Here is a 22,246-nt window from a genome sequence, read left to right on the forward strand (position 1 = left end):
AGCATGAATTTTGCAGTTCTCGTATTTCCAGGCTCCAACTGTGATATCGACTGCTACAAAGCCGTTGAACAAACAGTAGGCCAGCCCGTTGACTACGTATGGCATACCGCAACTGACTTATCCAAATATGATTGCATTATCGTGCCAGGCGGTTTCTCTTACGGAGACTATCTTCGCAGCGGTGCGATCGCCCGTTTTGCTCCTGTAATGGCTGAAGTAGCCAAGGCAGCAGCTGCAGGCAAATACGTTATCGGGATCTGTAACGGATTCCAAATCTTGACGGAAGCGGGTCTGCTTCCAGGCGCATTGCGTCGGAACACGTCCTTGAAATTCCGTTGCCATTCATCCATTTTGCGTGTAGAGAACAACAAAACACCTTTTACCACGCAATATGAAGTAGGCGAGTTGATCGATATTCCAATCGCGCATGGTGAAGGCAACTATTACTGTGACGAGGCAACCCTTGCACAATTGAAGCAGAACAATCAAATCGTATTCCGTTATGCGGATAATCCCAACGGATCGGTTGAAGATATCGCAGGAGTCTGTAATGAACAGGGCAACGTTGTAGGCATGATGCCACATCCTGAACGTGCAGTGAACCAACTGTTAGGTTCAGAAGACGGCAAGAAGATGTTTACATCGATTTTGAATGCATGGAGGGAACAACATGGCGCAGCAAGTATCGGCTAAGGAGCCAACAGCGGAACAAATCGCTGATCAGCAAATTTACAAGCAATTTGGGGTATCTGAGCAAGAGTACGAATTGATTTGCGGATTTTTAGGCCGTCAGCCGAACTACACCGAGATTGGTGTATTTAGCGTCATGTGGTCAGAACACTGCGCATACAAGAACTCAAAACCGCTGCTTCGCCGCTTTCCGGTCACCGGAGAACGCGTCCTGATGGGACCGGGCGAAGGCGCAGGGATCGTCGATATTGGCGATAACCAAGCGGTTGTATTCAAAATCGAAAGCCATAACCATCCTTCCGCAGTAGAGCCTTATCAAGGTGCTGCAACAGGGGTGGGCGGAATTATCCGTGATATTTTCTCGATGGGGGCAAGACCGATTGCGTCTCTAAATTCCCTTCGTTTTGGTAAATTAGAGTCAGAGCGTGCGAAATATTTGTTCGAACATGTGGTTTCGGGGATTGCTGGTTATGGGAACTGTATCGGGATTCCGACGGTTGGCGGCGAGGTGATGTTCGATGAAAGTTATGAAGGAAATCCGCTTGTTAATGCCATGTGCGTGGGATTAATCGATCATGATAAAATCCAGCGCGGTGTCGCAAAAGGAATCGGGAACCCGGTGTTCTACGTGGGGCCTGCAACAGGACGCGACGGAATTCACGGCGCTACGTTTGCATCGGAAGAATTGACAGCAGAAACGGAAGCGAAACGGTCTGCGGTACAAGTCGGCGATCCATTTATGGAGAAGTTGGTGATGGAGTCTACGCTAGAGCTGATTAATTCGGGAATTGTCGTCGGTATTCAAGATATGGGCGCAGCCGGATTAACGTGTTCCAGTGCAGAGATGGCAAGTAAAGCGGGTAACGGTCTGGAGTTGTACTTAGACGAAGTACCGCAACGCGAGCCGAACATGACCGCTTATGAAATGATGTTATCCGAGTCTCAAGAACGGATGTTGTTCGTGGTTGAGCCGAAGGATGAAGCGCAAGCGAGAGAAATTTTCGAACGTTGGGGCGTTATTTGTGCCAAAGTTGGTAAAGTAACGGATGACGGACGTCTTCGTCTGATCCATCAAGGTGAAGTTGTTGGAGATATGCCGGTTCAAGCCCTTGTGGATGAATGTCCGATCTATAACAAACCATCCGCGGTTCCTGCTTACTATATCGAAAATGAAAAAGTTGACACGACGCGTTATGCGGAAGTGACAGACTTAACAGGCGCATTGGAGAAGGTACTCGCTTCCCCGACCGTTGCTAGCAAAGAGTGGGTCTACAGCCAATACGATTACATGGTTCGCACGAGCACGGCGGTTCAACCGGGTTCGGATGCGGCAGTCGTTCTTGTAGACGGTACACGTAAAGGTCTTGCCATGACGACGGATTGTAATGGTCGTTATGTCTATTTGGATCCTGAAGTTGGCGGACGTATCGCAGTAAGTGAAGCAGCTCGTAATATCGTATGTTCCGGTGCAGAACCGCTCGCGATTACCGATAATTTGAACTTCGGCAGTCCGGAGAAACCGGATATTTTCTGGCAAATGGAGAAATCCGTGGACGGTATGGCAGAAGCTTGCCGTGAATTGAATACACCTGTTATTGGCGGTAACGTCAGCTTATATAATGAAAATCGCAAAGGCGCGATCTATCCTACACCGGTTGTAGGGATGGTCGGACTTGTACACGATACAGATCACATTACAACGCAAGCTTTCAAAAAAGAAGGGGATGTCATCCTGCTTCTTGGTAACACGCAAGCAGAGCTTGGCGGCAGTGAGTTCCAATATGTTGTACATGGAGTAACGGAAGGAAGACCTCCGCAGCTCGACCTTGCAACAGAGCGCACATTGCTTCAAACCGTACTTAGCGCGATTCAACAAGGACTTGTCGCTTCCGCACATGACTTGTCTGATGGCGGTCTTGCAACAGCTTTAGCAGAAAGCTGCATTAGTGGCAACGTAGGCGCATCCGTGAACTTTACGGCGGACTTACGTCCGGACTTCGCGTTATTCAGCGAGAGCCAATCGCGTATTGTATTGACATCAACGCCTGAAAATGCAGAACGTTTGGCGGCATATGTTCGTGAGCAAGGCGTGCCTGTACAACAAATCGGAACCGTTCAAGGGAACGACCTTAACATCTTAGTAAACAGCAAACCAGCCATTGCAGCACCGGTATCACAACTTGCGAAGGTTTGGAAGGATGCGATTCCATGTCTCATGAAATAACACCATCCCGGGTCGCTGAAGAGCGCACACCGAAGTTGTGGACGGGTGATTATTATAACGAAGGTATCAGCCATGAAGGTGTTTTTGACAAGTTAAAAGAAGAATGCGGCGTGTTCGGGGTGTTCGGTCATCCCGACGCGGCTTCTCTTTCTTACTATGGGCTGCATGCACTTCAGCATCGTGGCGAAGAGAGCGCGGGGATTTGTACAACCGATGGCGGCGACTTCAACTATCATCGCGGCATGGGCCTCGTTAAGGAAGTGTTCGACAAGGATCGCTTAGGTTCCTTAATCGGTTCGAATTCCATCGGACATGTGCGTTACTCCACGTCAGGTGAGAGTAAGCTCGCAAATGCGCAGCCCCTTGTGTTCAAATATCGGGACGGCGATCTAGCGATTGCAACGAACGGAAATATCGTAAATGCCAATCAAATTCGTAAGGAGCTCGAAGCTAAGGGTTCGATCTTCCAAACGTCCAGCGATACCGAAGTATTAGCCCATTTAATCGCACGGTCGAGCAAGGATTTCGTAGCTGCTACGAAAGAAGCTTTGCAACAACTTGTGGGCGGCTTCGCATTCCTGATTATGACCAACAACAAGTTGATCGCAGCATCGGATCCGAACGGGCTTCGTCCGCTTACGATGGGGCGGTTGGGTGATGCGTATTTATTCGCCTCCGAGACCTGTGCGTTTGAAGTCGTGGGTGCGGAACTGGTAAGAGACATTCAACCGGGTGAAATGCTCATTTTTGATGAGAACGGTGTGGTGGAAGATCGATATTCCGAGATGCAGCGGCGCTCGCTCTGTGCGATGGAATATATTTATTTTTCGCGTCCAGATACCGATTTAAATGGGGCAAATCTTCACGCTGCGCGGAAGCGTATGGGCAAAAAAATGGCGCAAGAGTCTTTTGTGGACGCAGATATCGTGACAGGTGTACCGGATTCAAGTATTTCCGCAGCGATCGGTTATGCCGAAGAGACAGGAATTCCTTATGAGCTTGGGCTCATCAAAAATAAATATACCGGCCGGACCTTTATCCAGCCGAGTCAAGAATTGCGCGAGCAAGGTGTGAAAATGAAGCTGAGTGCGGTTCGTAAAGTCGTGGAAGGGAAGCGGGTCGTAATGATTGACGATTCGATCGTCCGCGGAACGACATCTCGCCGGATCGTGAACTTGTTGCGTGAAGCGGGAGCGACGCAGGTGCATGTACGTATTACCTCGCCGCCTTTCAAGAATCCTTGCTTCTACGGGATCGACACACCGAATCGTCAGGAGCTCATTGCTTCGTGTAAGACGATTGAAGAAATCCGGCAGGAGATCAATGCGGATTCGCTGGCCTTTTTGACCAAAGATGGCTTGATCGAAGCGATCGACAGCTATTCAACACAAGAACTGAACGGCGGACTGTGTCTCGCTTGTTTTGATAATGATTATCCGACAGAAGTCCAGTTTCATGGTACCGAGAAGTTTGGCTGCGGATGCGAATAAATCAATACCCAATATGCAAAAAAAGGAGTGTGCAAGGATGTCCTCAGAAGCATACAAAGAAGCCGGCGTCGATATCGCGGCAGGGAATGAAGCCGTAGAGCGCATGAAGAAGCACGTGAAAAAAACGTTCCGTCCCGAAGTTCTTACGGATTTAGGGGGATTCGGCGGATTGTTCGGCTTGAACAAAGATAAATACGAGGAGCCTGTTCTCGTCTCTGGCACCGATGGTGTGGGCACGAAGCTCAAAATTGCCTTTGCAATGGATCAACACGATACGATTGGGATTGATGCGGTCGCGATGTGTGTGAATGATATTATTGTGCAAGGCGCGGAGCCGTTGTTCTTCCTTGATTACTTAGCATGCGATAAAGTTGTGCCTGAGAAAATCGAAGCGATTGTCAAAGGGATTGCGGATGGCTGCGCGGAATCGGGTTGTGCTTTAATCGGCGGCGAGACCGCTGAAATGCCGGGCATGTATGCTGAAGGCGAGTATGATATCGCAGGCTTTACGGTCGGGATCGTGGACAAAAAGAAAATCATCGACGGGTCTACCATCGCGCCAGGGGATGTCGTGCTTGGTCTGGCATCGAGCGGTGTACACAGCAACGGATTCTCCCTTGTTCGCAAATTGTTGCTTGAGAAACAAGGATATCAATTGACGGATGCTTTGCCTGAACTTCAAGGCGCAACGCTGGGGGCGACGCTGCTTGTACCAACCAAGCTGTATGTGAAGCCTGTGTTGAAATTGATTGAGGATGTACAAGTGAAAGGCATGGCGCACATTACGGGCGGCGGCTTTATTGAGAACATTCCGCGGATGCTTCCGGAGAACGTGAACGTGAATATCGAATACGGCTCCTGGCCGATTCTCCCGATCTTCCAATTGATGCAAGAGAAGGGCGGCATTTCGAACCGCGATATGTTCACGACTTTTAACATGGGTATTGGGATGGTCATCGTTGTGCCTGCAGAGCAAGCGGAACAAGCGATTGCATCTTTGGCAGCACAAGGTGAACAAGCGTATAGATTAGGTACCGTAACACCAGGTGATAAAGTGGTTACCTTCACAGGAGCGGATGTGTAATGCAGCAGCCATTGCGCATTGCGGTGTTCGCTTCCGGGAACGGGAGCAACTTTCAGGCGCTGGCAGATGCGGTACAGGCGGGAGAGCTCGATGCGACCATCGAGCTTCTTGTGTGCGATAAACCTAAAGCGAAGGTCGTGGAGCGTGCGAAGTTGGCGGGCGTCGAACCCTTTATTTTTGAGCCGAAACGTTATGCGTCCCGTGAAGTTTACGAGGCAGAGATCTTACAGCGTTTAACTGAAAAAAAAGTGGATTTGATCGTGTTGGCAGGCTATATGCGAATTATTACGGATACCTTGGTTACGCCGTATTACGGGCGCATGATCAATATTCATCCTTCATTACTGCCGGCTTTTCCAGGTGTGAATGCAATTCGACAGGCGATGGAGCTGGGTGTGAAGCTGACAGGGGTCACGGTACATTTTGTAGATGGCGGGATGGATACGGGGCCGATCATTGCACAACGAGCGGTTGAAATTGAGGAAGAAGCGACGGAAGCTAGCGTAACAGAGTCCATTCATGCCGTAGAGATGAAGCTTTATCCTCAGGTTGTGCAGTGGATTGCCAAAGGCCAGGTCCAATTAGTAGAGCGAAAAGTTCAGATTATTCATTCATAACATTTCATAAATACCATGGAACCAAGGAGGAATTATCATCGTGGCTATACGTAGAGCACTGATTAGCGTATCGGACAAAACAGGCATTGTAGAATTTTCGCGTGAACTTGCAAAATTGGGTGTTGAAATCATCTCAACTGGCGGAACGAAAAGCTTGTTAGAGAAAGAGGATGTTCCAGTCATCGGCATTTCCGAAGTGACAGGGTTCCCCGAAATTATGGATGGCCGTGTTAAAACGTTGCATCCGGCGGTTCACAGCGGCTTGTTAGCTGTTCGTGATAATGAAGAGCATACGGCGCAAATGAAAGAATTAGGCTTGGACTACATCGATATCGTCGTTGTTAACTTGTATCCGTTCAAACAGACAATTGCAAAACCAGACGTTTCGTACGAAGAGGCGATCGAGAACATCGATATCGGCGGACCGACCATGCTTCGTTCAGCGGCGAAAAACCATGCGTTCGTAACAGTCGTTGTTGACGCTGGGGATTACGCAAATGTATTGGAAGAAGTGCGCGCAGGCGGAGATACCACACTTGAGACGAGAAAACGCCTTGCGGCCAAAGTATTCCGTCACACGGCATCGTATGATGCATTAATCTCCGATTACTTGTCCAAGCAATTGGGCGAGCCATTGCCTGAAACCTACACTGTCACGTATGAGAAGGTTCAAGATCTTCGCTACGGTGAAAATCCTCATCAAACTGCTGCATTTTACCGTAAACCGCTTGCTGGAGCAGGTAACATTACGACAGCTGAGCAACTTCACGGCAAAGAACTATCCTACAACAACATTAACGATGCGAACGCTGCATTAGCGATTGTCAAAGAATTTGACGAGCCAGCGGTTGTCGCGATTAAACATATGAATCCTTGCGGCGTAGGGATTGGAGCAACGATCCATGAAGCCTATCAAAAAGCGTACGCAGCGGACCCTACTTCCATTTTCGGCGGCATTGTAGCAGCGAACCGCGTGATTGGTGCGGACACAGCGACGTTGTTAAGCGAGATTTTCCTAGAAATCGTGATGGCACCGGATTTTACACCAGAAGCGCTCGAAATCTTATCGAAAAAGAAAAATATCCGCTTGTTGAAGTTGGGTGAGTTCTCAGCATCAGCAGAGCGTACAACGGAATTCGCTGTAACTTCCGTAAACGGCGGGATGTTGGTACAAGAGACAGACATCCGTCAATTAGAAGCATCCGACTTGAAAGTGGTAACGAACCGTCAGCCTTCGGAAGAAGAGTTGAAGCAGCTTTTATTCGGCTGGAAAGTCGTGAAGCACGTGAAATCGAATGCGATTGTGCTTGTAAAAGACGATATGACCATCGGCGTTGGTGCGGGTCAGATGAACCGTGTTGGCTCGGCGCGAATTGCCATTGAACAAGCAGGAGAGAAAGCAACAGGTTCCGTATTGGCCTCGGATGCGTTCTTCCCGATGAGCGATACGGTGGAATTGGCGGTACAAGCAGGTGTGACAGCAATCATCCAACCTGGCGGTTCGATTAAAGACGAAGAATCGATCCGCGTAGCGAACGAGCACGGGATTGCCATGGTTTTCACGGGCGTACGTCATTTCAAACACTAAGATATTACCTAAGATAGAGGAGGCACTCAGATGCGTATTTTAGTCGTTGGCCGCGGCGGACGCGAGCATGCGATTGTATGGGCACTTCGGAAAAGCGAAAAAGTGAAGCATATCATATGCGCACCCGGGAATGCCGGCATTGCACAATTGGCAGAATGTGTAGATATTGCCGAGAGTCAATTCGAAGAGCTTGCACAATATGCGGTGGATCAAGCGATAGATTTGGTTGTTATCGGCCCGGATGACCCGTTAGCGGATGGCATCGTCGATGTATTCGAAGCGAAGCAGATTCCGGTATTCGGACCTCGGAAAAATGCTGCAATCATTGAGGGCAGCAAGACGTTCATGAAGGATTTGTTGCGCAAATATAACATTCCAACAGCAGCCTACGAGAAATTCGATAACTATGAAGATGCGCTTGCTTACTTGCGTCAACAGTCAGCGCCAATCGTCATCAAAGCTGATGGATTAGCAGCCGGCAAAGGGGTAACGGTAGCGCAGACGATGGAAGAAGCGGAACAAGCGCTTCAAGAAATCATGGTAAGCAAAGTGTTCGGCAGCGCGGGCAGCCAAGTCGTCATCGAGGAGTTCATGGCGGGACAAGAGATGTCGATCCTAGCCTTTGTCGATGGCGAGACCGTTCGTCCGATGAGTCCGGCACAAGACCATAAGCCGGTATTCGATGGTGATAAAGGTCCGAATACAGGGGGCATGGGCACGTATTCGCCATTGCCGCATATCCCGCAGTCGATTATCGATGAAGCGATCGAGACGATTGTTGTGCCGACGGCAAAAGCGATGGTGGCAGAAGGTCGTCCTTTCCGCGGCGTATTGTTCGCCGGGTTGATGATCACGCCGGACGGCAAGCCAAAGACGGTGGAATTCAATGCACGGTTTGGAGACCCAGAGACACAAGTCGTATTGCCGCGGTTGAAAACAGACCTTGTAGATATTTTCTTGGCCGCTGTGAACGGAACGCTGCACGAGCTTGAAATTGAGTGGAGTGACGAAGCGGCAGTATGCGTCATTGTCGCTTCGGGCGGATATCCGGCATCTTATCCAAAAGGTCTGCCGATCAGCGGACTGGATGAAGTGCAAGAGGCTATCGTGTTCCATGCGGGAACTGCGCTGAATGGGGAAGGGCAAGTTGTGACGAACGGCGGACGCGTTCTAGGCATCGTAGGCTTGGGTGCGACGATCGCTGAGGCGCGTGCCAAAGCGTATGCCGATGCGGAGCGGATTCATTTTGAAGGCAAACAAAATCGTACCGATATTGCGAATAAAGCATTGGTATAGAGGATTAGATAGAGGATTGGATGAGGGACCCTGCCAGGGGATGGCGGGGTCTTTTTTTATATTAACTGTTACCTCAAACTTCAAACCTCAAAACTAAATGAACCAGTAACACTCACCGCTAAACCGTGTTCCAAGCTCACTTCCACCTCTATATTGGATAAATCCACCAACTTTACTCATTCGAGCTATCTTTTGAACGCTATACTGGATAAATCCAATCAAATACGCGATAATAGCCTGTTTTGGCCACAAAAGTGCCATGTATCCTGTAAAAATCCAATATAGCCTGAGAATTAGCCTGAAAATGTACTCTATACTACAAAAATCCAATATAGGTGGGATGGGTAGAGTACCTTTTTTAAGATTAGGGGGATGGGGTAGAGTGCGTACGTCTAGGATATGGGTGCATGGGGTAGTTTTCTAGGATTAGGAGGTGGGGGTAAAGTGTTTTCTCCAAGGATCAAGAGGTGGGGCTAGAGTAGCCTTCGTCTACGTTCAAAATTAAGAGGGGAGCGGGTAGGTGTGTTTGAAGAAAAGGATCTACATCAGCCTGGATTGGGGGCATCAATTTAGCACAACCGAAATATATGAGGATAGGCCTTGACTCTTCGGTTGCTCTGTTCTAATGTGGAAATAAGTTGTACATACAAGTTCTCATACAAGTTCATTTTTGGAGCAGGAAGGGAAGCGTGAACATGACTAACTTCAAGGCATTTGAAGGCGAATTCCAAGGGGAAAAAGCCATTTGGTTACAAGCAGGGCAATATGAAGCTGCATTACTTCCAAAAATCGGGGGCAACCTGATTGCATTCCGGGATACCGTCAATAACTATCGCATCCTTCGCGAGCCAACCATGGAGGAAATGGGATCCTTCAAAGCAAGTCCAACGATTCATGGGATCCCCGTATTATTCCCACCGAATCGATATGAAGATGGCCGTATGCCGTGGAAGGGTAGAACACTACAATTCCCCGTGAATGAACCAGCGACAGGGAATCATCTGCATGGGTTTGTACACAGCATACCTTGGCAAGTGGATGAATACGGCACAACGCAGCATGAGAGCTTTGTCATCGTATCTGTAACTGTGGATGAACAACATCCGGTTTTCGAATTTTTGCCGTTCAGATTCACTTTGCGATTGAAATATAGCTTGAGCCAAGACGGACTTGTCCAACACGTGACCGTGCGTAACAATGGCGAAGAGATCATGCCGTGCCTGCTTGCCTTTCATACCGCGATTAATGCGCCGTTCGTTCAAGGAAGTTCACCTCAAGACTATCGCGTGAAGCTAACGTTAGGTAAACGCTGGGAGTTAAATGAACGCATGCTGCCGACAGGCCAATTCCAACCGTTAACAGCCAATGAAGAGAAGCTTCAAGGGGAAGGCATTTATCCGTTCTACGAAGCATTAGATAATCACTATACGATTCAGACGCAGAACGGGAGTAACCGAATGGAATTAACGGATACCAAAGCGGATGTGAAGCTGGTATATGATGCGGGAACCTCGTATAAACAGTGGATGATCTGGAATAATGGCGCGACAGAAGGGTTCTTCTGCCCAGAACCGCAAGTGAATTTGGTGAATGCCCCGAATGTGGATTTGCCATCTGAAGAAATGGGTCTATTTGCTCTAGCCCCTCATGAGTTGTGGGAAGAGACAAGCCGAATTTATGTGGTCTCCAAATAACATTATTCTTTACGAAACAACTGCGCACGGTTGTGATAAATATAAAATGCAGCCCAGCATACAGCAATAATTAAGATAATTGGTTGCCAGTATTGACGAAGAAAATAAAGAAATGCCATAGGGATGAATCCGTCCTTTCTCGAATATAAGGTACTGGAAATTGCCCCTAGTGTAACCATCTCGACAATGGAATATGTGGGACAAAGTTAACATTTTCATGAAGCTTGGGCGTATGCCTGAGCTTTTTTTATGTTTTGGATGCATAGAAAATGGCATTCTATCGTAACACTACGGTTGAGAAGGATACATTCCACAAACAAGCAAAGAGGTGATTACAATGGAACGCTATGACATTAACTATGGAGAACAAGAAGAAGTCAACGCAGCAAGAGCAATAGATGATGCGCCACAATCCGTAGAAGAGCAGACGAATCAAGCAACTTCGTTAGCAGAAGAGGAGCATAACGAAACCTACTTTTTGCTTAAACAGTTTTACGGAATGTATGACTAACGAATAGCTTCAAAATCCCTCAAGATCATCGATTGACAGCATATTCCGATCATGATAATATAGGATACATAAATCTTAGTAAACTTATCGCAATTAATGGTTAACGTGAATTGATGGCTTGGGGGAATGAAATGATGGAACGTCATATTATCATAAAACACGAAGACTTGCAGCTTGCAGGTACAATACATTATCCGGAAGGCGTGGGTTGCGCAGGATCTGAGGGGAATGACGGGTTTCGAGTCCCGCTTGTTGTAATTTGCCATGGCTTTGTGGGCAACCGAATTGGTGTCGATCGCTTATTCGTAAAGACAGCTCGTGAGCTTGCATTAGCAGGGAACTTGGTGCTTCGTTTTGATTATGGCGGCTGCGGCGAAAGTACGGGGGAGTATGGAGACCTCGGACTGGAATCCATGATCGCGCAGACGCGCACGGTGCTTGATTACGGCATGAGCTGCAGTGATGTCGATCCTTCCAAAATCACGTTACTTGGTCATAGTCTCGGTGGTGCGGTTGCATTGTTAACTGCGGTTAAGGATCGCCGAGTCAAACGATTGGTCCTGTGGTCTGCCGTTGGTTATCCGTTCAATGATATCGTGAAGATTATCGGACGCAAAGGGTATGATGAATCGAAGTTGAAAGGGAAGACCGACTATGCGGGATACGGCTTCACACCGAAATACTTTGATTCGTTAGGACTTTATCAACCGTTCCAAGAGACGAACCGTTTTACAGGGGATGTGCTCCTTGTGCATGGAACGAGTGATGATGTGATTCCGGTTGATTACAGCTTTTTATATGAGAAGACATTCTGGCTGCGCAGCGACGGCCGTTGCGATAAGGAGATTATTTTCCAAGCGGATCATACGTATTCGACAGGCACGCATCAGGCTCAAGTGATCAGCAAGACCAAGACATGGTTAAGGGACCTGGAAGAGCGTCAGGCCGAATGGCAGCATTGGATGATATAAAAGGGCTGATTTTATGCGGCATTCCTTGTACAATAAGGGGAATGAAGTATAGAGGAGCCTGACAATGAACAATAATGAATTAGAGCGTCAAATGATTGAACAATTCCAACGCGATGAGCGGATGATGATTCTTGTCTTCGCACAGTGGTGCATCAATAACGGATTAGATCCGGAAGTATTGTACTTGAAAGCCTACCCGCAGCAAGTGGATAATGTGGAACTTCGGGAAGCCCTTAAGCTCACGGTATCCAAAGAGGAAGCGGGACCCATTGCGGAGGAGATTGTGCTCGGCATGCTAGCGGCATATAACAATGATGATTTGGCTTGCGTGGTGACCGAAGAAATCGAACGCATGAAGCAGCAGCAGAAATAAGTGAAGTTTAGTATGAAAATGAGAAAAACCTTTATCGAGGTAGTTTCGAAGATGAGCGACCTACAAGTTTTGCTTGCAAAACTCGCTTCGAAAGCAAGCTAGTTTATAACCTGATCCCTGGGCAGCAGGTTATTTTTTTTGTATTGTGCATTTGTTAAGTGTGAAAAACCGTCAGGGGATTACTCGACGGTCCTTTATTGTGTGAACCTATACGTTGGTGGATAGGTGAGATACGTTGGTGGATAGGAGCGATGGATTGGTGTTTCAGTTCAGCTGTCGTGTATACGGAATTTTGACAAATTAAATAAGCTCTTTGTGCATAACGGACATGAGAGACCTTATTGTTTGTTATTCTCATAGATTAGCCGTTTTGCGGACTCAGATAACCTTATTCCATTCGAATCATGAGTATATAGCTTATGTTTAGCATAATAAGAGCTGCTGTGTCCGTTCACCCTGCATTTTGAGTGCTTTTGGCATAATTAAGGTCTCCTGTGTCCGATCATTTCTCGCTCCGTTCCCTGCACCCTAATTTGATTTCGGCTATCCCTCGAAAAGCTATAAATTCTAGAATATTAAAACCTCTATCGAAGTCCATTCCAAGTTGAGCGGCCGCGTTTAGAGGCAGTTTCATCGCCAAATAGAATTTTTTAGTTTCAATAAGTCGAAACATTTATTAATTCTGGTGGAGTGAGAAAAACCTCTATCGAGGTACTTTCGAAGATGAGCGACCGCGTATAGAGGTAGTTTTTATCGCCAAATAGAATTTTATAGTTTCAATAAGTCGAAACTTTATAAATTCTATTGTGGTAAAGAACCTTCTGAACCTACACCTCTACGGGGCAGGATTCGGAAGGTTCTTTTGCGTGAACATAGGCGAACTAGTTAGATCTGAAACCGCAGGACAGCGACGCCGTTCGCAGGAAGTTCGATCTGACTTTGTATCGAAGTATCTTGTAATAGGTCCTGATAGATCATCTTGTCCTTCAACAGCACGGTAACAGCCTCCGCGTGATGGTTCAGTAAAAATAAGGTACGATCTGAACCTTGCTCACGGCACGTGACTTCCACACCTTTCGGTGCGTCGATCGGAGCTTGGATGCCCGTCTCCGTCAGTATATGCTGAATCAGCTTCGTAACGAACTGCTCATCTGCTTGTGTTCCCACATAATAGGCTCTACCTTGGCCAAAGGTATTGACGGTCACCGCAGGGGACCCTGCAAAGAAATCTTGCCCAAAGTGTGCAAGTGCCTGCGCCCCTTCAAGGCGGATGACGTCGGCCCATAAGCTGCAACGATACGTACCTTGAAGCGTACTGCTGCCTTCGGCAGCTGTTATAGCATTGTGTTGATCTTGCAGCATGGCATCGAATTCTTCTACGCAGATTCCTAATAATTTACGGAGTGGCGCGGGGTAACCGCCCATATGAATCCGATCATTCTCATCTACAATGCCGCTGAAGAACGTCGTTACTAACGTACCTCCACGTTCAACGAATTGTTCCAAGTTCTCCGCTACCCCAGGCTTCACCATATAAAGCGCTGGAGCAATGACAAGATCGTATGCGCTTAAATCTTGGGATGGTTGCACGATGTCGACCGCGATATTGTGATGGAATAGCGGGCTGTAATATTGCATGACCTGCTCGATATACTTCAGATCATTATTCGGTTTGGAAGGCAGTTCTAGCGCCCACCAGTTATCGTAGTCGAAAATAATCGCGGTTTTCGCTTGAATACGGGAACCGACAACGGAATCGAGCTTCTTCAGCTCGTTGCCTAGCTGCGCCACTTCACGGTAGACACGACTGTGTTCATCGCCTGTATGTGTCACCATAGCGCCGTGGTATTTCTCGGCACCTGCTTGGGAAGCACGCCATTGGAAGAACATGACGCCATCGCCGCCATGGGCTACCGCTTGGTAACTCCATAGACGCATCACGCCAGGGCGCTTCATTGGATTATGTTCACGCCAGTTCACGTTGCTTGTCACTTGCTCCATGAGCAAGAAGGGTTGTCCGTGACGCAAGCTGCGCATCAGATCATGATCGAATGCTTGATCCACCGGGATGCCCTTTGTTGGTTCCGGATAGCTGTCCCATGTGACGATATCGAGATGTTGTGCCCATTTGAAATGATCCAACGGCTTGTGATGCGGCATGAAGTTCGTTAAGACCGGGATCTCCGGGGTCATTTCTTTTAACACGTGATATTCACTTAAATAGCAATCTAAGAGACTGTCGGACATAAATCGTTGATAATCCAAGAGCTGACCAGGGTTCGCATAAGTCGGCGTTTTCGATGGAAGGCCGATTTCTTCCCAACGGTAGTATTTCTGACTCCAGAAGTTCGTGCCCCAACGCGCATTTAATTCATCGATCGTCTGGTAACGAGCTTCGAGCCATACACGAAATGCATCTGCACATTGATCACAATAACAACGGTTGATATGACAGCCGTATTCATTGTTGACATGCCACATCGTCAAGGCAGGATGGTTCTGGTAGCGTTCCGCCAACAAGGTGACAAGCTTTTTGCTATATTCGCGATAAGTCCGGCTGTTCGGGCAATAGTGTTGGCGAGATCCGTGCTGGAACTGTGCTCCATTCTCATCAACCGGTAAAATATCAGGATGATTTACGGCCATCCAAGCGGGTGGTGATGCTGTCGCTGTTGCTAAATCCGCATAAATACCATTTTCTGCGAGCAAGTCCATCAAGCGGTCTAACCAAGCAAAATCATACGTATCCGCATTGGGCTGAAGTAGAGCCCAGCTGAAAATACCGATACTTACGAAGTTCACGCCTGCCTTGCGCATAAGACGCATATCGTCGAGCCAGACTTCCTCAGGCCATTGTTCGGGGTTATAGTCCCCGCCGTAACAGAGTTTATTAGGGAATTTCAGCGAAGTCATGTTCTGTGTTCCTCCTCGAATCTGAATAGATTATATAACTATATGAATATCATATGCCTGTGGTATAGTAGGTTCAATCAAAGGATATTCGGAATAGATATAACAATATTCAAGTCAATAGGAGGGTGTGGGATGAATGAATGTATTTTTCCGCCGGTGTTGGAGGAGGGCAGACAGCTTCCATTCTATTTAACCTGTGCGGGAGGATGGGATCATCAAGAGCGAATGTATCGGCGTGAGGGGTATGGGGACTATCAATGGATTCAAGTGCTGCAAGGAAAGGGATATCTCTGGGCAGGCGGGAAAGAGTTTACGCTTACGGCAGGGCAGGGGATGTTATTATTTCCGGATGAAGGTCATCATTATTATGCGCTGCAAGAACCATGGGAGGTTCGGTGGATTGCATTTAACGGGAAGCATGCCGGGGAATTGCTGGCTGCGATGCATTTTACAGAGACCCAGGTATTGAATCTATCCGATCCTGAGGTGATTCTAACTAAGTTAGCTCAGATCATTAATCTGTTGCAATCCAAACATCCCATGCGTCTTTACACATGTTCTTCACTGGTCTATCAAATTCTGCTCGATTTATTCACCTATTCCTCGGTCTCTGAACTGCGGACGAAGCAGCAGAACTATGAGCAGCTTTCGCCAGGGTTGCATTACATTGAGGATCATTACAATGAGGTCATTACGTTATCTATGTTGGCGGAAAAGTTAGGTATTTCGCAGCAATACACCTGCCAACTCTTCCAAATGACACTCGGGATGCGTCCGTTCGAATATATTACGAATTATCGCTTAAGCAAAGCCAAGGAATTGCTGATGCAGGAAGCTTCTATGGAAATCAAAGAGATTGCGAGACGCACGGGGTACGAGCATCCAAGCTATTTCATCAAAGTATTTAAGCAGGCCGAAGGTATGACGCCGACAGCGTTTCGCAGCATGTATATGCATACGGATCGTCGGTGGGGGAGGTAAATGGGATCCATCAACAAGAACCCGATCACATCAGCAAATGGGTTTCATCAACAAAAAATCCACTCACATCTGCAAGTGGATTCTTTGTGTTTGTTAATTTTTCAACTAGCACCCTCATCGTTCTGCCCGATCCCCATATCCGAACATTCGGCGAATGTAAGGGATAACGAAGTAGTCAAGACCGATGCGGCCTGCATTGAAGCCAGCGACGACGATGAAGATTTCAAGCACGAGCATCTGTGCGTTGGTGCTTACGGTACCTGCCATCAGGAAGGCGAAGTTCATCACTATACCCATAAGAACGGCGAAGGTGGTGAAGGTACCGAGGATCAACCCAAGTCCGACAAGGAATTCCCCCCATGGAACGAGGATGTTGAAGAGCTTCACGTTAGGAAGTGCGAAATTCTCTAGGAAGTTCGCGAACCACGTCTGAACTGCCGGGTGGTCTCCGCTTGCCTTAGCAATGGCTCCGGTTAAGAAGCCCCCTGCGTCAAATCCGCCTGTAATTTTGCCCCAACCGCCTGTGATCCATTGATACCCTAAGTAAACCCGAATGATGGTGAGCAGCCAAGTGGCTACGATATTGTGCCTTAGCCAATGTGTGAACATAGAGATCATCTCCAAATCCATTTAATACTTAATGTTGATTCTGTGGATGTTTTCATACATCCATATTTAACCAATAGATGGATAGGTGAATCATTTATCTATTGTCAGCTCCCGAGGTTTCCGTCCGATGATACGGCGAAGGTAAGGGATGACGTAGTAGTCAAGACCGATGCGACCTGCATTGAAGCCAGCGACGACGATGAAGATCTCAAGGGCTATCATTTGTGCATTGGTGCTTACTGTTCCTGCCATAAGGAAGGCGAAGTTCATCACCATACCCATGAGAACTGCGAAGGTGGTGAAGGTACCGAGAATTAACCCAAGTCCGACGAGAAATTCACCCCAAGGTACAAGTACGTTGAACAATTTGACGTTCGGTAATGCAAAGTGTTCTAGGAAGTTCGCGAACCAAGTTTGGACTGCGGGATGATCGCCTGTTGCTTTTTCAATCGCGCCTGTCATGAATCCGCCGGCATCGAAACCGCCACCTGTGATCTTGCCCCAACCGCCTGTGATCCATTGATAACCAAGATATACTCGGATAATTGTCAGTAACCATCTTGCAACTACATTTTCTCTTAGCCAATGTGTGAACATATTGACCAACTCCATTTCCATTTGTTTTGTTTCTCTTTATGGCTTAATCATACCGCCAGATTTAACCATTCATTGTGATATATATCACATTCTTACACAAAAATTGAATATTTTAAATTTGAAGTACATACTTTGTTCACATTTTCACAATTACATTGGTCACAGGCCCCCTTAAAACATTTTTCCAAGGCTTCCAACGGGATGAACAGGATGGATAACAGACAAAGGAAGGATTTTGTGCTTAAATAATAAGAACGAGTTTCCAAAATTTGAATGCTACCTATCGAAAGGGGACGTTATGAAGTCGAATACCTTTTACAAAACCTGCCTAATTCCATTGATTCTATTATCTCTGCTACTAAGTGCCTGCGGACAGTCAAAGACAGAGCAAGGGGCGGATCCGAACGCTTCTGAGCAACTTGAAACGACACCTGAGACGGAAGTAGAATCTCAGCCTAGTGGTTATATCGCACCGCTAACGGGTCTCCCAACAGATCAACCTGTTACAGATCGCCCGATCGCTGTCATGATTAACAATATGGCCAAGGCAAGACCTCAATCCGGATTAACCCATGCCGATATCGTGTATGAAGTGCTCGCAGAGGGCGGGATCACGAGATTGGTAGCCATTTTTCAGAGTGATCGTTTCCAGGATGCCATTGGTCCTATTCGGAGCATTCGGCCTTATCTCATTGATTTGGGGGAGAGCTATCACGGGGTGTTGGTACATGCCGGAGCAAGCAATGATGCGTATGCGATTCTCCAGAAACAGCGCAAAGAGCACTTAGATGAAATTACGAATGCAGGGACGTACTTCTGGCGAGATAAATCGCGTAAGGCGCCGCATAACCTTTATTCCAATCTTGAGAAGCTGCGTGAAGGGGCGGACAAGAAGAAGTATAAGAAGGACGAGCCTCTTACGACATATCCTTTTGCCAAAGAGGATGACGTGCCAATCGGGACAGACGCATCGAAGATCACACTGAATTTTTTGTTGAAAAATTACACCGTAACGTATGACTATGACACAGAGAGCAAACTCTACAAACGTTCTATTAATGGCGAACCGCATATCGATCTCAATTCCAAGGAGCAATTATCTGCCACGAACGTTGTCGTTTTGGGTGCGGACCATCGTACATTAGATGATGTCGGGCGACTATCCGTAGATTTACATAAAGGCGGCGAAGCCATCTTGTTTCAACGGGGCAAAGAAATCATATGCACATGGCAGCGAACAAACCCGAATGATGTCATTCGACTTTACAAAGATGGACAAGAATTACCATTGTATGCTGGAAAAACTTATTACAATATTGTGCCTAATCAACCAACCTTTGGAAGTCATGTGAAAGTCGAATAGTTGATAGAATCCGGCGAAGGGTGTTCGTCGGATTTTTTGTGCTGGAAAAGTTGGATAAATGAACTGGAAATTCGGCAAACTGTAAAAAGAAATTCAAGAATTTGCTTTACAATTCCTTTACAACAAGAGTGTTTTTTATGATAAGATAACAAAGGTATATTTCATCATTATTAAGGTAGTCTAAGTAATTTGAAGCAGAGGGGACAGCATATGTTTAAGAAGAATGATGTATTTTTCCAAAATTTGCAGAACATGGCTGATGCAATTGTACAAGGTGCAGATGTATTTGCGAAGTATGTAGCGAATCCTGGCGATACAGCCACTTTCACGAAGCAGATGAAAGAACTGGAGTCGAAGTGTGACGTATTCACCCATACCATTATTAAAGAGTTGAACAAGACGTTTATTACGCCGATTGAGCGTGAAGATATCATGTCGCTTGCCACTTCGCTAGACGATGTTTTGGACGGTTTGGAAGCTTGCGCGTCACGTTTTGATATGTATCATGTAAAAGAGTATGACGAGTCGATTGACCAATTCGGTAAAGTTCTATTGGATAGCGCGTTTGAGATTCAAAAAGCGATTCGCCTGTTGTCCCAGAAAAAATTACTTGCGATTCGTGAACATTCTATCCGTATTAATGACCTGGAAAACCAAGCTGACGACATTCTTCGTAAGAGTGTGAAGGAATTGTTCGTAACTGTAAAAGACCCAATTGAACTGATTAAGAAAAAAGAAATCTATGAGCGTCTTGAAGAAACTACGGATGCTTGTGAAGATGTTGCCAATATTCTTGAAACTATTATTATGCGCAACTCCTAAGGTCGCGTGAACTCGAGTGAGATAAAGGAGGACAGAGTTGCGCGGGAACACCTTTATGCCGTTCTGTGCAATACAAAGCTATGGATCATATGATGATCGTTTTAGGTTTCGTTATCTTTTTAGCATTAGCCTTTGATTTTATTAACGGATTTCATGATACGGCAAATGCCATTGCGACATCGGTCTCCACACGGGCGCTTAAACCGCGTGTAGCGATTCTTATGGCAGCATCCATGAACTTCCTTGGTGCGTTATCGTTTACGGGTGTAGCGAAGACCATCGGGGGAAGCGTCGCAGACCCAGCTAAGCTGGACAACGGGGTTGAAATTGTTATTGCGACATTGATTGCAGCAATTATATGGAACCTTGTTACGTGGTGGTTGGGGATTCCTTCCTCTTCATCACATGCCTTGATTGGCGCACTCGCGGGTGCCGTCTTCATAGGAGCAGGGTCGTCGAGCATCAATTATTCCGGATTTACGAAAATTGTAGAAGGATTAATTTTCTCTCCATTAATTGCGTTTGCTGTCGGTTATGTCGTGATGTGGATTCTGAAGATTATCTTCGGACGCATGAGTCCGCACAGCGTGAATAAAGGCTTCCGCACAGGTCAGATCATGACGGCAGCACTTCAATCGTTTACACATGGTACGAACGATGCACAGAAGGCGATGGGTATTATTACGTTCGCTTTGGTTGCAGCAGGTGTACAAGACCACTTGGAAGTTCCGCTATGGGTTAAATTGTCCGCTGCGACAGCGATGGCATTGGGTACATCGGTCGGCGGTTGGAAAATTATCAAAACGATGGGTACGAAAATCTTCAAAATCGAACCGATTAACGGTTTCGCAGCGGATATATCGTCAGCTTCTATTATTATGACGGCAACGCTATTGCATTTGCCTGTAAGTACGACGCATGCGATTACGTCCGCGATTCTCGGTGTAGGTTCAGCCAAACGTTTCTCCGCGGTCAAATGGGGAATGGCAGGACGCATCATCGTATCCTGGATCGTGACGATTCCGATTTCGTTCGGACTCGCGATGATTATTTTTAAGCTATTAGATATCTTTTATATAAAATAGAGTGGATGGGAAGCTGACCTTAGCAGTATGGGGTTGGCTTTTTTGTTGTTTCGGGGGGGAGTTGTTGGGGTGGAGCGATACGGGGGAACATGTCGCTAAGTGCTCAATCTGCTGTGTCAGGAGTGATAGTTACAATGTACATAGCCCGGCAATAGTGGATTTCTGAATGTAGGGTGAGGTGTCCGGACGGGTAGCGTCGCTATAATGGATATTTCCAATACAGGAGTGGGAATGTGAGGCTCTAGGCCGGCTATATTGGATAAATCCAATGAAAAATGGTGATTTAGGTGAAATGGGGCTAAATTAGCTCCCTATCGTGGAAAAATCCAGTATAGGCGTGTGTTCCGAGGTAGATGAGAGTGGGAAAATCCAATATAGATACGCATGCCAAGGTACATGAAACTTGATACAGCTTATCTTCTTAGCTGCTTATATGTTAAATGTATCCAACCGAGTATCGATGCGATGATCTAAGATGAGCTAAGATGAGCTAAGATGAGCTAAGATGAGCTAAGATCCAAGTGACTAAATGAGTATTTTAGACAGTCGGTTCTACCCTCCAAAATCCATATCAATACAATCCCCAATCTTCTAAATGGATGTCCCGCAAACATAGATATCTCGAGATAACCCGAGAAAAAGAGAGATTTATGGAGATTCATTTCATTGCAAGCGCTTTATTCATACACGCAGTCATTAATTGGCAATTGGATCGGTTAATTCGCGTTCGACAACTTCTAATATCTGGAGTAAGATACGATTCATGAATATCACTGAGTCCTTGCAAAAGCAAGGAACGGGGGACCCAATACATCATGATGACGTGCGCTCGTGTGAGAGCGAGACCTGATTCATGTGGGGTGAATCCTTAGACCACAACGCGTGTGGCGCTAAGGTAGGATGACTCTCACCATCCGAATCCGACAGCTAACCTCGTAAGTGTAGGAGAGAGGATGAATGACCTTGTGACCGACAGATGACCACGGAGCCGTTTCTCCGAGGTTTTTTTATGGAAAAATATATGGAACTGCTTGATGTCTTAAACGCTGAGTCCTGACCTAGAAGTCAGGAGCGGGGGAACCAACGGTGAGCATAGCGAGTATCTAATGCGAACCACGGGGTGAATCCTTGAACCGTCTAGAGACGGCAAAAAGGTAGGGCGACTCTCAACGCCCGAATCCGACAGCTAACCTCGTAAGCGTCTCGAGAGAGGCAACTTGAACGTGTTTTGCAGTGAAACATGGCGATTCGCCATGGCATTGTAGAAGCCACGGGCTTAGGTTACCTCTGCCCGCAGGCTTCTTTTTTGTTGCCTATTTTTCAGAAAAGAGGAGATTT

The 22,246-nt window shown here is 46.9% G+C and carries 18 protein-coding genes and 2 riboswitches; of the genes, 15 read left to right on the top strand and 3 right to left on the bottom strand.

What is annotated here, in order from left to right; genetic code table 11:
• Nucleotides 1-3: 3 nt before the first annotated feature.
• The 11 genes from purQ (at nt 4) to BVG16_RS28585 (ending at nt 12,538) form a co-directional block, all read left to right on the top strand.
• Entirely contained in the window at nt 4-693 is a 690-nt protein-coding gene (purQ, locus tag BVG16_RS28540; RefSeq protein WP_078502603.1) for a phosphoribosylformylglycinamidine synthase subunit PurQ, read from the top strand.
• Nucleotides 671-2,914, top strand: a complete 2,244-nt coding sequence (gene purL, locus BVG16_RS28545; protein WP_078502604.1) for a phosphoribosylformylglycinamidine synthase subunit PurL — start codon at nt 671-673, stop codon at nt 2,912-2,914. The genes purQ and purL overlap by 23 nt, the downstream gene beginning before the upstream one ends.
• Complete coding sequence (purF, locus tag BVG16_RS28550) at nt 2,899-4,404, top strand: amidophosphoribosyltransferase (protein ID WP_078502605.1); 1,506 nt, start codon at nt 2,899-2,901, stop codon at nt 4,402-4,404. The genes purL and purF overlap by 16 nt, the downstream gene beginning before the upstream one ends.
• A 37-nt stretch (nt 4,405-4,441) precedes the next feature.
• On the top strand, nt 4,442-5,488 hold the full coding sequence (gene purM / locus BVG16_RS28555) for a phosphoribosylformylglycinamidine cyclo-ligase (RefSeq protein WP_078502606.1): 1,047 nt from the start codon (nt 4,442-4,444) through the stop codon (nt 5,486-5,488).
• The gene (gene purN, locus BVG16_RS28560) at nt 5,488-6,105 is read left to right on the top strand and encodes a phosphoribosylglycinamide formyltransferase (RefSeq protein WP_078502607.1); all 618 of its coding nucleotides are present in this window, start codon (nt 5,488-5,490) and stop codon (nt 6,103-6,105) included. Before purM ends, purN begins: the two co-directional genes overlap by 1 nt.
• A gap of 40 nt (nt 6,106-6,145) precedes the next feature.
• A complete protein-coding gene (purH, locus tag BVG16_RS28565; RefSeq protein ID WP_078502608.1) occupies nt 6,146-7,693 on the top strand; it encodes a bifunctional phosphoribosylaminoimidazolecarboxamide formyltransferase/IMP cyclohydrolase in 1,548 nt (515 codons plus the stop codon).
• 30 nt (nt 7,694-7,723) lie between these two features.
• Nucleotides 7,724-8,989 (top strand): phosphoribosylamine--glycine ligase, encoded by a 1,266-nt coding sequence (gene purD / locus BVG16_RS28570; protein WP_078502609.1) that lies wholly within the window; start codon nt 7,724-7,726, stop codon nt 8,987-8,989.
• Between the two features lie 695 nt (nt 8,990-9,684).
• Entirely contained in the window at nt 9,685-10,683 is a 999-nt protein-coding gene (locus BVG16_RS28575; protein WP_078502610.1) for an aldose 1-epimerase, read from the top strand.
• 337 nt (nt 10,684-11,020) lie between these two features.
• Nucleotides 11,021-11,194 carry a hypothetical protein gene (locus tag BVG16_RS32975; RefSeq protein WP_158081824.1) on the top strand — a complete coding sequence of 58 codons (174 nt, stop codon included), beginning with the start codon at nt 11,021-11,023 and terminating at the stop codon, nt 11,192-11,194.
• A 134-nt stretch (nt 11,195-11,328) separates the two neighbouring features.
• Nucleotides 11,329-12,165: an alpha/beta hydrolase gene (locus BVG16_RS28580; RefSeq protein ID WP_078502611.1), complete on the top strand. Its 837-nt coding sequence runs from the start codon at nt 11,329-11,331 to the stop codon at nt 12,163-12,165.
• Nucleotides 12,166-12,229: 64 nt separating this feature from the next.
• Entirely contained in the window at nt 12,230-12,538 is a 309-nt protein-coding gene (locus BVG16_RS28585; RefSeq protein ID WP_078502612.1) for a hypothetical protein, read from the top strand.
• 885 nt (nt 12,539-13,423) lie between these two features.
• Here the strand turns inward: BVG16_RS28585 and BVG16_RS28590 are convergent.
• Nucleotides 13,424-15,451, bottom strand: coding sequence for a beta-galactosidase (locus tag BVG16_RS28590; RefSeq protein WP_078502613.1), 2,028 nt, complete (start codon nt 15,449-15,451; stop codon nt 13,424-13,426).
• 132 nt (nt 15,452-15,583) lie between these two features.
• Here BVG16_RS28590 and BVG16_RS28595 point away from each other — a divergent pair, with 132 nt between their 5' ends.
• The gene (locus tag BVG16_RS28595; RefSeq protein ID WP_158081825.1) at nt 15,584-16,432 is read left to right on the top strand and encodes an AraC family transcriptional regulator; all 849 of its coding nucleotides are present in this window, start codon (nt 15,584-15,586) and stop codon (nt 16,430-16,432) included.
• A 114-nt stretch (nt 16,433-16,546) separates the two neighbouring features.
• On the opposite strand, the gene BVG16_RS28600 is transcribed toward BVG16_RS28595, so the two are convergent.
• Together BVG16_RS28600 and BVG16_RS28605 are read right to left on the bottom strand one after the other, a co-directional pair.
• Nucleotides 16,547-17,041, bottom strand: coding sequence for a DoxX family protein (locus tag BVG16_RS28600; protein ID WP_078502615.1), 495 nt, complete (start codon nt 17,039-17,041; stop codon nt 16,547-16,549).
• Nucleotides 17,042-17,131: 90 nt separating this feature from the next.
• Nucleotides 17,132-17,638 carry a DoxX family protein gene (locus tag BVG16_RS28605; protein WP_078502661.1) on the bottom strand — a complete coding sequence of 169 codons (507 nt, stop codon included), beginning with the start codon at nt 17,636-17,638 and terminating at the stop codon, nt 17,132-17,134.
• Nucleotides 17,639-17,936: 298 nt separating this feature from the next.
• On the opposite strand from BVG16_RS28605, the gene BVG16_RS28610 reads away from it, so the two are divergent.
• The 3 genes from BVG16_RS28610 to BVG16_RS28620 all read left to right on the top strand — a co-directional run bounded on the left by BVG16_RS28610 (nt 17,937) and on the right by BVG16_RS28620 (nt 20,908).
• Nucleotides 17,937-19,001 (top strand): DUF3048 domain-containing protein, encoded by a 1,065-nt coding sequence (locus tag BVG16_RS28610; RefSeq protein ID WP_078502616.1) that lies wholly within the window; start codon nt 17,937-17,939, stop codon nt 18,999-19,001.
• 210 nt (nt 19,002-19,211) lie between these two features.
• Nucleotides 19,212-19,823 (top strand): DUF47 domain-containing protein, encoded by a 612-nt coding sequence (locus BVG16_RS28615; RefSeq protein WP_078502617.1) that lies wholly within the window; start codon nt 19,212-19,214, stop codon nt 19,821-19,823.
• A gap of 80 nt (nt 19,824-19,903) precedes the next feature.
• Nucleotides 19,904-20,908 carry an inorganic phosphate transporter gene (locus tag BVG16_RS28620; protein WP_078502662.1) on the top strand — a complete coding sequence of 335 codons (1,005 nt, stop codon included), beginning with the start codon at nt 19,904-19,906 and terminating at the stop codon, nt 20,906-20,908.
• 761 nt (nt 20,909-21,669) lie between these two features.
• Nucleotides 21,670-21,865: riboswitch (cyclic di-AMP (ydaO/yuaA leader) on the top strand.
• A gap of 77 nt (nt 21,866-21,942) precedes the next feature.
• A riboswitch (cyclic di-AMP (ydaO/yuaA leader) is annotated at nt 21,943-22,125 on the top strand.
• Nucleotides 22,126-22,246 lie beyond the last annotated feature (121 nt).

This window comes from Paenibacillus selenitireducens, from assembly GCF_002021565.1.
Lineage (GTDB): Bacteria > Bacillota > Bacilli > Paenibacillales > Paenibacillaceae > Paenibacillus_K > Paenibacillus_K selenitireducens.